This window comes from Thermoplasma volcanium GSS1, assembly GCF_000011185.1.
Classification (GTDB): domain Archaea; phylum Thermoplasmatota; class Thermoplasmata; order Thermoplasmatales; family Thermoplasmataceae; genus Thermoplasma; species Thermoplasma volcanium.
The window spans coordinates 1042292-1055525 of the sequence record NC_002689.2 but is presented as its reverse complement, the minus strand read 5'-3'; the positions used below and the strand labels follow the sequence as shown (position 1 = coordinate 1055525).

16 protein-coding genes are annotated in these 13234 nt (G+C 42.1%); 9 read left to right on the top strand and 7 right to left on the bottom strand.

Annotated features, from left to right (window positions below; genetic code table 11):
• The first annotated feature begins 8 nt into the window (after positions 1-8).
• The 3 genes from TVG_RS05385 to TVG_RS05375 are packed head-to-tail and all read left to right on the top strand — an operon-like array spanning position 9 to position 1633.
• Complete coding sequence (locus tag TVG_RS05385) at positions 9-191, top strand: hypothetical protein (RefSeq protein ID WP_048054013.1); 183 nt, start codon at positions 9-11, stop codon at positions 189-191.
• A 44-nt stretch (positions 192-235) separates the two neighbouring features.
• Entirely contained in the window at positions 236-991 is a 756-nt protein-coding gene (locus tag TVG_RS05380) for a thiamine-phosphate kinase (protein ID WP_338384076.1), read from the top strand.
• A 21-nt stretch (positions 992-1012) separates the two neighbouring features.
• On the top strand, positions 1013-1633 hold the full coding sequence (locus tag TVG_RS05375) for a diphthine--ammonia ligase (protein WP_277770628.1): 621 nt from the start codon (positions 1013-1015) through the stop codon (positions 1631-1633).
• 5 nt (positions 1634-1638) lie between these two features.
• Here TVG_RS05375 and TVG_RS05370 read toward each other — a convergent pair whose 3' ends face one another.
• Positions 1639-2229, bottom strand: a complete 591-nt coding sequence (locus TVG_RS05370; RefSeq protein WP_010917258.1) for a hypothetical protein — start codon at positions 2227-2229, stop codon at positions 1639-1641.
• A complete protein-coding gene (gene purB, locus TVG_RS05365; protein WP_010917257.1) occupies positions 2230-3576 on the bottom strand; it encodes an adenylosuccinate lyase in 1347 nt (448 codons plus the stop codon).
• Between the two features lie 123 nt (positions 3577-3699).
• On the opposite strand from purB, the gene pdxS reads away from it, so the two are divergent.
• The gene (gene pdxS, locus TVG_RS05360; protein WP_010917256.1) at positions 3700-4710 is read left to right on the top strand and encodes a pyridoxal 5'-phosphate synthase lyase subunit PdxS; all 1011 of its coding nucleotides are present in this window, start codon (positions 3700-3702) and stop codon (positions 4708-4710) included.
• Positions 4664-5428 carry a DUF92 domain-containing protein gene (locus tag TVG_RS05355; RefSeq protein WP_241760262.1) on the top strand — a complete coding sequence of 255 codons (765 nt, stop codon included), beginning with the start codon at positions 4664-4666 and terminating at the stop codon, positions 5426-5428. The genes pdxS and TVG_RS05355 overlap by 47 nt, the downstream gene beginning before the upstream one ends.
• Before the next feature lie 46 nt (positions 5429-5474).
• Here TVG_RS05355 and asnS read toward each other — a convergent pair whose 3' ends face one another.
• Positions 5475-6764, bottom strand: coding sequence for an asparagine--tRNA ligase (asnS, locus tag TVG_RS05350; protein ID WP_010917254.1), 1290 nt, complete (start codon positions 6762-6764; stop codon positions 5475-5477).
• 194 nt (positions 6765-6958) lie between these two features.
• Here asnS and TVG_RS05345 point away from each other — a divergent pair, with 194 nt between their 5' ends.
• The 3 genes from TVG_RS05345 (at position 6959) to TVG_RS05335 (ending at position 9430) form a co-directional block, all read left to right on the top strand.
• Entirely contained in the window at positions 6959-7825 is an 867-nt protein-coding gene (locus TVG_RS05345) for a coiled-coil domain-containing protein (RefSeq protein ID WP_010917253.1), read from the top strand.
• A 215-nt stretch (positions 7826-8040) separates the two neighbouring features.
• Positions 8041-8253, top strand: a complete 213-nt coding sequence (locus TVG_RS05340; protein ID WP_010917252.1) for a 4Fe-4S binding protein — start codon at positions 8041-8043, stop codon at positions 8251-8253.
• Positions 8240-9430, top strand: coding sequence for a digeranylgeranylglycerophospholipid reductase (locus TVG_RS05335; protein ID WP_010917251.1), 1191 nt, complete (start codon positions 8240-8242; stop codon positions 9428-9430). The genes TVG_RS05340 and TVG_RS05335 overlap by 14 nt, the downstream gene beginning before the upstream one ends.
• Here TVG_RS05335 and TVG_RS05330 read toward each other — a convergent pair.
• The 3 genes from TVG_RS05330 to TVG_RS05320 all read right to left on the bottom strand — a co-directional run bounded on the left by TVG_RS05330 (position 9423) and on the right by TVG_RS05320 (position 11952).
• Positions 9423-10790, bottom strand: coding sequence for a signal recognition particle protein Srp54 (locus tag TVG_RS05330; protein ID WP_010917250.1), 1368 nt, complete (start codon positions 10788-10790; stop codon positions 9423-9425). The two genes, TVG_RS05335 and TVG_RS05330, sit on opposite strands and share 8 nt — an antisense overlap.
• Before the next feature lie 111 nt (positions 10791-10901).
• Positions 10902-11690 carry a lipoate--protein ligase family protein gene (locus TVG_RS05325; RefSeq protein ID WP_010917249.1) on the bottom strand — a complete coding sequence of 263 codons (789 nt, stop codon included), beginning with the start codon at positions 11688-11690 and terminating at the stop codon, positions 10902-10904.
• A gap of 1 nt (position 11691) precedes the next feature.
• Positions 11692-11952, bottom strand: coding sequence for a lipoate protein ligase C-terminal domain-containing protein (locus tag TVG_RS05320; protein WP_010917248.1), 261 nt, complete (start codon positions 11950-11952; stop codon positions 11692-11694).
• A gap of 128 nt (positions 11953-12080) precedes the next feature.
• On the opposite strand from TVG_RS05320, the gene TVG_RS05315 reads away from it, so the two are divergent.
• On the top strand, positions 12081-13076 hold the full coding sequence (locus TVG_RS05315) for a tyrosine--tRNA ligase (protein ID WP_010917247.1): 996 nt from the start codon (positions 12081-12083) through the stop codon (positions 13074-13076).
• Here the strand turns inward: TVG_RS05315 and TVG_RS08915 are convergent, their stop codons facing one another.
• Entirely contained in the window at positions 13077-13187 is a 111-nt protein-coding gene (locus TVG_RS08915) for an AbrB/MazE/SpoVT family DNA-binding domain-containing protein (protein WP_277770639.1), read from the bottom strand.
• Positions 13188-13234 lie beyond the last annotated feature (47 nt).

Sequence of the window (13234 nt, the reverse complement as noted above, 5' to 3'; positions counted from 1 at the left end):
GCCGGAGAATGGTAAAGATGAAGTTAAAGGAACTTGGAGAGAGGGCAATAATAAACAGGCTCAACAGCATCACAGGATTATCTTACAAGGATGATTGCTCGTACATTGATAACGGTGATGAATACATACTCATAACCACAGATGTTATAGGCAGGAAAACACACATGCCGTCAGGCCCGCCGGCGAACTGATAGGGAAATTCTTTGCATCCATAAATCTTAGTGATGTTGCAGCTATGGCTGGCATACCTATTTCATTTATGACAGCTTATTCGATTTCCCCAGAAATTGAAATATCCTTTTTGGAGGATATAGAATCTGGAATTATGAAGGTATTGAAGATGTACGACGTGGATTTCATAGGCGGAGACCTCAAGGAAGGCATGGACTTGATATTGACTGGTATAGCTATAGGAAAACAGAAAAAAACGCTTACTAGGAAGAGATCTGACATAGGAAGGAAACAGATGGTTGCCTATACTAATAAGCTTGGAAGGGCTGCCAGTGGCTATATATTCTACAAAAGCGGATACGACAGTGTGGAAGGGATAAACATGATGCTTGGCATCACTCCACGGCTAGAGGAAGCCAGGATTATAAGCGAATATGGAGCCAAATTTATGATGGATCTCTCAGACGGCCTCTATTCATCGTTGAACCAGATGAAGGCAGATTACGGTGTAGGCTTCAAAATCGTGGAAGATGAGGTTGTTTACGATGATAGTGCTAGGAAGGCTGCCGAGATTTCCGGTGCGAGTGTATATGATATTGCATGCGGCTATGGAGGCGATTATGAACTTTTATTCACAGTTCCTGAAGAAAATTACAGGGATTTCGCCCAAGCTATGGAATCAAACAACATAGAAGTGCATTTTATAGGTGAGACTTGGGAAGGAGAAAACATTGTATTCGATGGGAAGACTTGGACGAAGATGAAGGATGAAGGCTACGAACATTTCAGGCCAAAACCACAGCTTGGCGAAATAAGGTGAGAGGTTACGAGGGCAGTTGCGTTGATGTCTGGCGGAAAAGATTCATTCTTGTCGGCCGTTATAGCCATAGAACAGGGTCTTGAATTAGAAAAAGCCCTTATTGTGAAGCCAAGTGAGTATTCGTACATGTTTCACTTTCCAAACGTGTTATACGCAACAGAAACTGCCTCACTTCTTGACCTGGAATATGAATTTGTCGACGAGGCTCACTTCGAAAGGAAGATCTCCGAACTTGCTGGAGAAGGTCTTAACGCTATCGTATCTGGAGCTATCGCTTCTGAATACCAGAAGACAAGGATCGAAAGGCTATGCACTGCAAACAAAATAGTTTCATTCACACCACTCTGGAAGATTGATCAAGAACGAATAATCAGGGAAATAATAAACGCAGGGATAAGGGCGATGATAGTCTCAGTATCTGCCGAAGGGTTAGGTGAGCAAGATCTAGGAAAGGAGATAAACTTGCCTTACTTAGATCATCTCAAATCGTTGGAGAAAAGGTATGGTATAAATATAAGTGGCGAAGGTGGTGAATATGAGAGCTTCGTCTTTGGTTATGGCTCTAAGGTGAAGAGGGTGCAGGGCCATCGTGTATGGAGTGGGTCAGGCGGATATTTCATTATAGACCGGATAGAATCATAAGATCGTCAGTCGAGGGTCTTTTGCTTTTTTTCGTTAAAAGGTATAGTGTACTTTTTCAAGTCGATGATTGATTCCACGAAATTCACTAATACATTAAGTACGAATTCATCTGATTGGCTGTTAGGCCTAACCAACATGTCCGCTTCAGAGATCCTTATCCCCGCTTCTGCAAGCTTTTTTATAAGATCCATCCTTTTATCGGAAGATACGTATTGAAAGTTAGTCGGCCTTCTTACGTTGCACCTATCAATCTCACTTATGAAAATAGGCCGTTTCAAGACGTTATAAAGCAGCAGCAGTGCCACGTCACCATCAACAGAGTTTTTTACGCCTCTGGCCACTGATCCTACTATCTCATAGATATCCTGATCGTTCTTCTTCGCTATGGAGTAAAGTGCCACTGGTTTTATCCTGCGCTCCTTTAGAATGCCCACATCAACGAGGGCCTTTAGGTAACCAGAAAGCATTATCCTATGCATCTTATGGCCGTTCTCCTCCAGGATCTTCCCTAGAGAGGAGATCGATTGTTCGCCCTTCTGTAAGGCCCCTATTATTATGTCTATCAGCTGTTTATTGTCTGGAAGCGTTCCTGTCATTCAGTTGATCAGCCTCCTCCTTGCATTATTTACCACTATATCACATATTTCTGGTGCGGAACCAATGAAGTTTGCAGGATCCATCAGGCGATCTAGCTCATCTCTTCTTATATAATTGGTTATGCCCTCTTCTACGACTACATGTTTCAGTGTCTTGCCTTCAGATCTTGCTTTCATTGAACATCTCCTTATGAATTCGTGTGCGTCCTGCCTTGGCATGCCGGCCTGAGTAAGAGCAGCTACCAAGCTCTCAGAAAATATGCTGTCATCCATTTCAAGATTTTTCCTAATCTTATCCTCCTTAATAATAAGGCTAGATAGGATTGAGTTCATCTTAACAAGGATATAATCCACAAGTATCGAAGAATATGGTATCGTAAACCTTTCCAGAGCGCTGTTCGTCAGATCCCTTTCGTGCCATGTAACGCCAGCCTCGTATTCCGGTATTATCATGGATCTTATAAGCCTCGATAAACTAACTACATTTTCAGAATTTATTGGGTTCACCTTGCTGGGCATTGAACTAGAACCGACCTGCCTCTCCACATCAAAATATTCGGACATCTCATCTATCTCTGGCCTCTGCAGGTTCCTTATCTCTGTACCTATCTTTTCTAATGTTACAGAGATCCCGTTTATTACGGATAGATATTCTATGTATCGGTCTCTATTTACTATCTGTGTTGGGCCCTCTTCTGCGTATATACCCAGTATCTCCATAACTCTATTCTGTATATCAAGGGCTTTGGGGCCTAGGGCAGCACCTGTTCCTACCGGCCCGAGCACTTTGCCAGCGAAAGCTCTTTTTGACATTTCAATCATACGATCATAGTGCCTTGAAAACTCTGAAAGGTAAACGGCAAATTTTAGGCCGATAGTGATTGGTGAAGCGTGCTGGCCATGCGTCCTACCCATCATTGGGCTCGATTTATATCTTAACGTCAATTCGATGAGTGTCTCCATAATATCTTCTATATCCTGCTTCAGGAAAGAAAAGAAATCATGCATTTGCAGTGCTGTTGCCGTATCGTTTACGTCGTTAGATGTGACGCCGTAATGTACGTAACTGGCGCCAACTTTGCATTTTTCTGATAACGCTTTCACCATAGCCATTACATCGTGCTTTATCTCTGCTTCTATTTCTCTTACTCTCTGCAGCTGTACTATGCGGTCTGCGACTACTTTCCCAATATCTTCGGCGGCCTCGGGCGGTATAATACCATATTCCGCTTCTGCCTTTGATATTGCTGCCTCTACTTTAAGCATATAGTAGAGGCGGTTTTCATCGTCAAATATTCTCTTTATCTGTTCCCTGCCGTATCTATACTCTAATGGGGAGACTACCATCCCGCTCTAATCAGATGAAGTATCTAAAAATTTGTGATCAGATTTGATCTCATTATGTAACTTATCCGGACATTTCCGGAAAACTATAAAAACTTTATATTACGTAATAGTATATCAATTATTATGGCTCTCGATCTTGAAAAGCTAAAGTTTGGAACGGAGCTCATTAAGAGAGGCTTCTCATCTATGACAAAGGGTGGAGTGATCATGGACGTGACAACCGCAGAGCAGGCTAAGATAGCTGAGAAGGCCGGTGCGGTTGCAGTTATGGCCCTAGAGCGCGTTCCCGCAGATATAAGGGCTGCAGGCGGGGTTGCGAGGATGGCCGATCCAAAGAAAATAAGAGAAATACTTGATGCTGTCACGATACCGGTTATGGCTAAAGTGAGGATTGGGCATATATCGGAAGCTTATACGTTAGAGAAGCTAGGCGTGGATATGCTTGACGAAAGCGAAGTTTTAACGCCGGCCGATCCATTCTTCCACCTTTACAAGAAGAAATTGACTGTCCCGGTAGTTTCGGGTGCTAGGAATTTGCCGGAAGCCGTTCGGCGAATATTTGAAGGTGCTGCCATGGTTAGGACGAAGGGCGAGGCAGGTACAGGAAATATAATCGAGGCGGTTAGGCACATAAGAAAGGTAAATGAAGAGATAGCGATCGTAAGAAGGATGACACAGGACGAGATAAAGACCGCGGCAGAAAACATAGCTTCTTCGTATTTTCAACTTAGGAACGAAGCCTCTACTGATTTGTTCGGCCAATCAGGAAAAGTACTGTATGATGATGTATATTATGGGATGAGCCGTGAGAAGATAGTGAAGGGCATTTCTGACATATTAAGGCAGATTAGAAAGCTTAACCGCTTACCAGTGGTAAACTTCGCAGCTGGCGGTGTTGCTACTCCTGCAGATGGTGCCTTGATGATGGAGCTCGGAGCGGATGGCGTCTTTGTTGGCAGCGGGATATTCAAATCACCGGATCCCGAGAAAATGGCAAAGAGCATAGTCGAAGCTGTGGAGAATTACAAGGATTACGATGTAGTTGCGAGGGTTTCAGAAGGCCTCCAGGGAATGCCTGGCATAGATATTGAGAGTATACCAAGAGACTCTAGGCTTCAAGAAAGAGGATGGTAATACGACACTGGCGATGGTGCTCCTAACTATTCTCATTCTTGGGATTCTTTTCGTTGCCTCGTTAAAACTCAACGTACTGGACCTTAGGGGGAGCACGATCGCCCTTTTCATAGGTGCATTTATCTCATTCATTGGTTCTATATATTGGCTTATATTGATGTTGATATTCGTAGCTTCATCGTTTATAGCTACAAAGGCATTTTTCAAAACAAAGAAGCTTATGAAGGTACAGGAGGGACAAAATGGTGAGAGGAAAGCATCAAACGTAACCTACGCCGCTGTAACTGGTATCATAATAACATTCATTTACGCATTGTATCCACACATGCAGAATTACTTCTTCGAACTGTTTGCTATATCTTTTGCAGTAATAAATTCAGATACATTTGCCTCGGAAATTGGGGTAATCGACAAGAAAGTTTACATGATAACGAATTTCAAGAAGGTTAATCCAGGCGTAAATGGAGGTGTATCTCTAACCGGCGAATTAGCTGCCCTTCTTGGCGGTTTTATTATCGCAATATCATATTCCCTGTTTGCCTATAGGTCTGTGCAAGCTTATCCTGTGGCTCTGGTTACGCTAGCCGGATTCGCTGGTTGCCAGATAGATAGTGTATTAGGAAGTCTCTTTGAGAACAGGGGAAAATTGAATAAAGGGCAGGTGAATTTCCTGGCCTCATTCCTTACGGTGGCTGCGTCTGCGGCCTTAATTGTCTAATCCATTTCAATAAAAATCCGTAATTTCATTTCCATATTATATTTATTTACGGCTTTGTCCTCCTTATAGTCCTAGGATACGGTATCGCTTCCCTGATGTTGTCGAGATGCATTATCCACATTGCTAGCCTGTCCATACCAAGTCCAAACCCTGAATGCGGCACGCTGCCGTACTTCCTGAGGTCTATATACCAATAGTAAGCAGATTCATCTAGGCCAGCTTCCCTGATCCTCTGCATTAATTCTTTGTAATCCCATATCCTTTGGCTTCCGCCTATAATTTCTCCGTACCCCTCCGGTGCAAGCAGGTCGTGGTTGAGAACCTCTGACGGGTTATCCGGATCCTGCGGCATATAAAACGGCTTCAGCTCCTTTGGATAGTTTGTTACGAACACTGGCTTGCAATACCGCATAGTTATCTGTCTTTCTTCGTCTGCGCCGAGATCGTCTCCATATTTCAGCTGCATGCCTATTTCGTTGGCTACCTTGATTATGTCTGAATACTTCACTCTTGGGAAAGGAGGCTTCATAGCCCTCAGAGCTTCCGGGTCCCTGCCCAACAGCTTCAAGTCGTCATAGTTTTCTTCGATTACCCTCTGTATGATATAATATATCATGTTTTCCTCTACATCCATCATTTCTCTATTATCGATCCATGCTACTTCTGCTTCCGCATGCCAGTATTCAGTAAGATGCCGCCTAGTCCTTGATTTTTCAGCTCTAAAGCTCGGTGCTATTGTGAATACCTTTTCGAGGCTGTATATCATTGTTTCCAAGTAGAACTGCGCACTTTGATTTAGAAAGATGGGTTCGCCAAAGAAGTCTACTTTAAATAAGGTGGAGCCACCTTCAACTGCCGTTGAGACCATGAAAGGAGTATGAACCTGGTAATATCCCTGATCGTAAAAGAAGTCAGCAAAAGATCTGAATATTGTTGATCGGACTTTTAAAATAGAAGTGAATTCGCGGCTTCTCAGCCAAAGGTGCCTGTTGTCCAGCAGAAACTCTTCTCCCTGATCCTTAGTGATGGGAAAAACATCGTTTTTCTGATATACCGTAAACTTATGAATAGATATTTCGTATCCTGTTGGGGATCTAGGCTCTTTTTTCATAGTCCCTATCAGGGAAAGGCTGCTCTCTATCCCAAGTGAAGAGATCTCATCGTATTGTTCTGGAGTTAGCTCATTTTTCTTGGCAGTGCACTGGACTATGCCCGTAGAGTCCCTTATGACTATGAACGTAACTCCACCGCTGCTCCGGATCCTATAGACCCAGCCTCTTACGGATACTTCAGAACCAACATGTGCTTCGCTGGACGCTTCAGCTATGGATAACATCGCACCGTTATTTTGAATTACAAAATAAAACTTTACAGCGAGAAAATTACATCCGTTCTGATCTGATTTAAAATATTGGGCGGGAATGGTATTTTCGAAGGTTTTATTTCGTATAGTTATGCGATTCCATATGATTTGAGACCTGCAAAGTTAAAAGTACAAATATTTATTAGAGTATAACAATTTGAGTTAATATGGTAGAAAGCATCCCTACGAAGGATGTCAGGTTCAAGATACAAGAAGACCTCGATAGGAGAGTTAAGGAATCAGGTAAAACTTACAAGGAAATAATTTATGAATATTTTAATGGTTCTCAAAATAACGATAATATTCCAGAATGGGTATTTGAACCAGAGAAGGCAAATCGAATAATCCTTTTTAATCACTTTAAGTCATTGGAGTTAAACGATTACAATAAGAAGTTTGTACGATATGTTTATCACAGGATAACGCAGATGTTGGAAAAAAACCCTTCAGATGAAAAACTCAAAGACTTGAGGGAGTTTGTCATTGAGGACATGACTAATATTGAAAGCCCCTTTGAACTAGATTTGGTAAGAGAGGCCATGAAGCCCATAATGGAGGTAAAAGATTCCATATACTCAGATAACGGCCTAGTTGGTGAGAAGAAGGCAATAGAAAGCGAAATAGGGTACCTAAACTCAAAGAAAGATCAGATGCAGTCTGAAATATCGCAGCTAAGCGCAGAGATAAACGATTTAAACGCGAAGAAGAGCGAACTGGAACAAGCGATCGCAGAGATGCAAAAACAGATCGAGGATATACAGGCAGGCATAGACGAGAGAATAAAGGCCGTGTTCGAAGAAAATGAAAGCATGAAGAAAACTCTAGAGGAGTATGAAAAAACTCGTGCTGATCTTGCAACTGCACTCTCTACGGTTTCTCAGCTGAAAGACTTAATTCTTCAGCGTGATGCAGAGATTAAGAAGTTGAAGGATAGTTACAATGATATTTTTACTCGCTATGATACATTGATTAACAAAATGACCAAGAGAGAATTTGAAAAAATAAACGCAAGAGAGCTTAAAAAGAGCCAATAAGCGAAAATAAAATACAATATGCATTGTAATTTTAAGAATGACAACATTAGTTCGATTATTGAATGCAACTTGGATATGAAATCCAGATTGCTTTAATTTTGCAAGTTCTCTTAAAATGTTAGCAGAGTACAGATCACATACAACATTGACAACGCCAACATAACAAAAATCAAATATACAGCTTACCGTTTTATCATTAATTCTAGGTGTACCAGATGGTGGAGCTGAAAGTTAAAACAGAGATGGATGTAGATAGAAACCTCTGCAATTACTGCGGAGCCTGTGTAGGTATGTGTCCAACCGATGCCATATGGCTCGATGAGACAGTAATCAAGATCCACGAGGAAAAATGCATAGAGTGTGGTTTTTGCATAGTTGGATGCCCAACTGGGGCAATAAATGCGGAGTGGTTCCATGGAAACTTATGATGTCCTCGTCATAGGAGGAGGCCCTGGAGGCAGCACAGCTGCCAGGTATGCGGCAAAGTACGGCCTACGGACTTTAATGATAGAGAAGAGGCCTGAGATAGGATCACCTGTTAGGTGCGGCGAGGGCCTGTCAAAGGGAATACTAAACGAGGCAGATATAAAACCTGATAAATCGTTCATAGCTAATGAAGTAAAAGGTGCAAGAATATACGGGCCTTCAGAGAAGAGGCCAATAATACTTCAGAGCGAGAAGGCTGGCAACGAAGTAGGATTTGTTCTTGAGAGGGACAAGTTCGACAAACACCTAGCTGCTTTGGCTGCCAAGGCAGGAGCAGACGTATGGGTCAAGTCTCCTGCACTAGGCGTAATAAAGGAAGACGGCAAGGTAGCCGGTGCAAAGATAAGGCATGAAAACAATGTAGTGGAAGTCAGAGCCAAGATGGTGATAGCTGCCGATGGTTTCGAAAGCGAATTTGGCAGGTGGGCAGGCTTAAAGAGTGTGATACTCGCCAGGAATGACATCATATCTGCTCTCCAATATAGAATGATAAACATAGATGTCGATCCAGACTACACAGACTTCTATCTTGGATCAATAGCCCCTGGTGGATACATATGGGTATTCCCAAAAGGCGAAGGTATGGCCAACGTTGGTATAGGATCATCCATAAACTTTATACATAACAGGCTAGAGCTCAAGAATTACTTGGACAGATTTATAGAGAACCACCCGGGCCTTAAGAAGGGACAGGACATACAGCTTGTAACTGGCGGTGTTTCAGTTTCCAAGGTGAAGATGCCGATAACTATGCCAGGCCTGATGCTGGTTGGAGATGCAGCAAGGCTCATAGATCCAATCACAGGAGGTGGCATTGCAAACGCGATAGTATCTGGTATGTACGCTGCGCAAGTCTCTAAGGAAGCGATAGAGAGCAACGACTACTCGCCGCAGATGATGGGCAAGTATGAAAAGTTAGTCAAGGATCGCTTTGAAAGAAAACACCTTAGAAACTGGGTTGCGAAAGAGAAGCTTGCACAGCTATCGGATGAGACTCTGGACAAGCTTGTTGACATAGTATCAGAACAGGTTCTTACAACAATATCCGTCGAAGCCATACTGAAGGCGATTGCAGAAAAATATCCAGAAGTTGTGAAAGAGCTTGAAGACCTCATTTGAGGCCAAGATCATCAAGCCCAAAGTTTCCAGAACGGAAATTGGACTGTAAAATTTTTTTGAAGCCCCTGTTCCCTTTCATTAATTTCATATTATTTTTCATAGCTTTAAACTCCTTGAGAAGCATCCTTACATCCTCTTCCCTTACACCGGCTCCGCGTGCAATTCTTGTTATGCGCTTCGCATTTATTATTTCCGGATTCTCAAGCTCCTGAAATGTCATCGAGTCCATTATTATCCTATATCTCTGCAGCTTTTGCTCCGCAGTAAGTATCTGGTCGTCGTTGATCTTTTGGCTGCCTGGGAGCTTCGCCAAAGGCAAAGAATCAACTAGCTTTTTCATAAGGCCTGGTCTGGAAAATTTCTCCCAAACATCGTACATGTCCTTAAGGTTGAATTTTCCAGTCATCAGTTTCTCAAAGGATTTCTGGGCCTCCTCCTCTGTAATGTTTGCTTCTTTAACTGTTTCGAATAGTGTCTCAAGATCTCCCAGCCCCAAGAGTCTTGACAAAAACTTCTTGGGATCGAAAATCTCCATGTCGTCCATATGTTCTCCTGTACCTATAAAGTAAATCGGCACACGCATCTTAGCTACAGCGCTTAGTGCTCCTCCACCTTTAGCTGTACCATCCATCTTAGTTATTATTATGCCTGTAACGCCTACAGCATCATTTATTGCTTTTGACTCTGGTCCAGCCTGCTGGCCCATAGTAGCGTCTATAACCATAAGCACCTGATCTGGCTTTACTGCTTCCTTTATCCTTCTTATTTCCTCTATAAGATCTGAATCGAGGGAATCCCTACCGCTAGTATCTATTATCTTAACCTGAGCGTCCTTAAGAACCTCTAGGCCATTCTTTATTATTTTTACTGGATCTTTTTCTTTAGGGTCTCCATAAAACTTTGCGTTTACCGATTCTGCAATTTGCTGGAGCTGTTCGTAAGCGGCATACCTGTGGACATCTGCCGCTATCAAGCCTGCCGATAGCCCCTTCTTCATGAAGAACCTGGACAATTTTCCAGCGGATGTGGTCTTCCCGTGCCCGTAGAGCCCCACGAGCATTATAGTCTGAGGTTTCAGCTCTACATTTGAAGGTTCGCCGAGTATTTTCAAAAGCTCTTCGTAAATTATCTTGACCATGTAGTCCTGGTGGGCCATGCCGACCGGGGGCTTCTCCTCTAGGGCCCTCCTCTCCATTTCCTTTGTAATATTAAGAACGGTTTGTACATTTACATCGGCCTTAAGCAGTATACGTTGAAGATCCTTTGATATCTCCTTAACCGTATTCTTATCTATATAGGTTGAACCAGTTATTTTTCGGATAGTTTCCCTCAGGGAGCTTGATAAACTTTCGAGGACCATAGTATTATCTACATTGAATTCCGGATATTAAGATATACTGATCACGGTGCTATTAACCTAAAACATATTAGAAATAAAATATATTTTTATGATCGGTTATGCGGAAAAAAGTTATGCAACCTGTTTCCTCAGCAGGCCCATATTCCACTCCTCTGTACTGTATTTTTTGTCGTATAAGTCCTTCGCCAAGTTCTCCTCGTCGTCCCTTAAAGTATCCTCTTTGAAATCTATTTTTAGTACCTCTGATATCCCCTTGATCAAGCTTTTTTCTACATCTTCAATTGAGACGTCTACGAAGTCTGTGACATTTGCAACCCTTTCCCTTGTGCTCTTCGCAAGCTTATCCCTGAATTTTTCATCTGGGACTTTTAAGACAGCCGATAACATATCTAAATCTGTTTTAACGAGCATTGCAGCGTGCCATAGCTTGCTGCCCTTTCTCATTGCTCCAGCCGCACCCATGATCTTCTTCTCGCCTGCCATAATATCCGTTTTTTTGTTGATAGGAATAGACACGTCGTTTAATTCTCCAGGCCTCGCCTGCAGGCCGAGGTACGACAGAGATCGAACTACTGCTTCGTTCATTGTTCTAAACATAGCAGTTATGTTCATATCGTGGCTTTCTGTAATCACCGAGAAGTTCAAATCGCCCAAATCGTGGTATACTGCTCCGCCGCCTGTATACCGCCTTGCGAGCATTATATTATTTCTTTTCATGTAGTCTAGGTCAACTTCTTCTTCAGCTATCTGAAAATATCCTATTATTACGGATCGATCGTGCCTGTAAAACCTTAGTATGGGCTTATCTCCTTCCTTGAAACTCCTGTAAAGAGATTCGTCATACGCGAGGCTCATCCTTGTGTTTCCTGGAGTCTCTAGAAATAGCAACCTCCCGTCCATTTTACTCACCTGCTATCGCATTAACAAAATCCTGCGGTTCCACTCCTGGTGTAATGATGCCTTCATTGTAAAACTTATCAATGATCGATTTTATATTATCTATTTTCGAACCTTTGAGCATGTTTTCAAGTTCATTTATTGATTCCTCTGGAAACATGAAGAAATCGCCAGAGATCTTTATGTTATTTATGACACCGTTTTCTACATCCATTGAAACTCTGATCAGCCCCTTTTTTGCCTTCCAGTTTCTGTTGACGTGCATCAAATATATGATCGGAAATGCATTTATAAAATTACTGTAAGCATAACAACTCAAATTAAGTTATTAAATTCTCAGCTAATTTAGTTAAAAAAACCAAAAATTATAAATGGTGCTTCAATCAGCCATCAATGCTGATAGATAAGCTCATGAAGAATACAAGGGAGATCGTTACTTTGGAGGATGCCCAGAAACTCGATCAGAAGGCAGGCGTGAAATCTTACATTGGGATAGAACCGTCAGGTATACCTCACGTTGCAACCGCTGTTATGTGGCCTAGAAAACTTGCTGAACTTCAAGATGACATTAAGATCTATGTTTTGCTTGCTGATTGGCATGCAATGATAAATAACAAGCTGCATGGTGACCTTGATTTAATAAGGAAGGGAGGGGAATTATTAAAACGATCATTTATGGCTGAAGGCCTTACAAAGGCCGAGTACTTATGGGCATCTCAACTAGTTTCTTCTTCGAATTATTGGGAAATGTTCATTAAAACAGCAAAGAGAAGCACGTTAAAACGGCTCACAAGAGCCCTTCCGATTATGGGAAGAACTGAGGCCGATGCAGAAAAAGACTTTAGTATGTACATTTACCCTATAATGCAGGTTACCGACATATTTTACCTGGATGTTGATATTGCATTTGGAGGGATGGATCAGCGACATGCTCATATGCTTGCCAGAGACATAGCCGATAAGATGAAGGTGAAAAAAGCAGTATCAGTCCACGGATACCTGTTGAGCAGCCTAAAGGGAAATACGAGGATGGATAATTTTGTAAAGATGTCCAAGAGTGATCCGAACTCGGCCATTCTCATAAATGATGAATACAAGGACATTGAAAGAAAAGTCAATGCTGCTTTCTGCCCACCCGAAAAAGTAGATGGGAATCCACTTGCTGAAATAATGAAGTACGTATTAATCCCGTACTATGGAAGAGATATAATCATTGAGAAACCATCTGGAAATGTTCGAATAGAAAATGTTGATCAGTTCCAGAATGACTATATATCCGGCAAAATTGCACCAACTGAGCTCAAAAAAGCAATGATACCTATCTTAGATGAAATGATCGAGCCGGCTAGGAAGGTCGCGTATGATATGGATTTAAGTATATTTTCCTGATCACTCTATTTTTTCTATGTAGATCTTACCATCTTCTTCGTAAAAGCCTATTATGTCTTCTGGGTTAATCTTTAGCTTCTGGATTACCTTCTTGGGTATCGTGATCCTCAGGGACGAACCCCTGCTGGAAACGTGCGAAACATCGATTAATGTCTTCG

Bases quoted from the DNA above. Each gene is read 5' to 3' on its own strand.
- TVG_RS05325 (WP_010917249.1), bottom strand. From the start codon at position 11,690: ATGGACGGGAGGTTGCTATTTCTAGAGACTCCAGGAAACACAAGGATG.
- pdxS (WP_010917256.1), top strand. From the start codon at position 3,700: ATGGCTCTCGATCTTGAAAAGCTAAAGTTTGGAACGGAGCTCATTAAG.
- TVG_RS05315 (WP_010917247.1), top strand. From the start codon at position 12,081: ATGCTGATAGATAAGCTCATGAAGAATACAAGGGAGATCGTTACTTTG.
- TVG_RS05320 (WP_010917248.1), bottom strand. From the start codon at position 11,952: ATGCACGTCAACAGAAACTGGAAGGCAAAAAAGGGGCTGATCAGAGTT.
- TVG_RS05380 (WP_338384076.1), top strand. From the start codon at position 236: ATGGCTGGCATACCTATTTCATTTATGACAGCTTATTCGATTTCCCCA.
- TVG_RS05340 (WP_010917252.1), top strand. From the start codon at position 8,041: ATGGTGGAGCTGAAAGTTAAAACAGAGATGGATGTAGATAGAAACCTC.
- purB (WP_010917257.1), bottom strand. From the start codon at position 3,576: ATGGTAGTCTCCCCATTAGAGTATAGATACGGCAGGGAACAGATAAAG.
- TVG_RS05330 (WP_010917250.1), bottom strand. From the start codon at position 10,790: ATGGTCCTCGAAAGTTTATCAAGCTCCCTGAGGGAAACTATCCGAAAA.
- TVG_RS05335 (WP_010917251.1), top strand. From the start codon at position 8,240: ATGGAAACTTATGATGTCCTCGTCATAGGAGGAGGCCCTGGAGGCAGC.
- asnS (WP_010917254.1), bottom strand. From the start codon at position 6,764: ATGTTATCCATAGCTGAAGCGTCCAGCGAAGCACATGTTGGTTCTGAA.
- TVG_RS05345 (WP_010917253.1), top strand. From the start codon at position 6,959: ATGGTAGAAAGCATCCCTACGAAGGATGTCAGGTTCAAGATACAAGAA.
- TVG_RS05385 (WP_048054013.1), top strand. From the start codon at position 9: ATGGTAAAGATGAAGTTAAAGGAACTTGGAGAGAGGGCAATAATAAAC.
- TVG_RS05370 (WP_010917258.1), bottom strand. From the start codon at position 2,229: ATGACAGGAACGCTTCCAGACAATAAACAGCTGATAGACATAATAATA.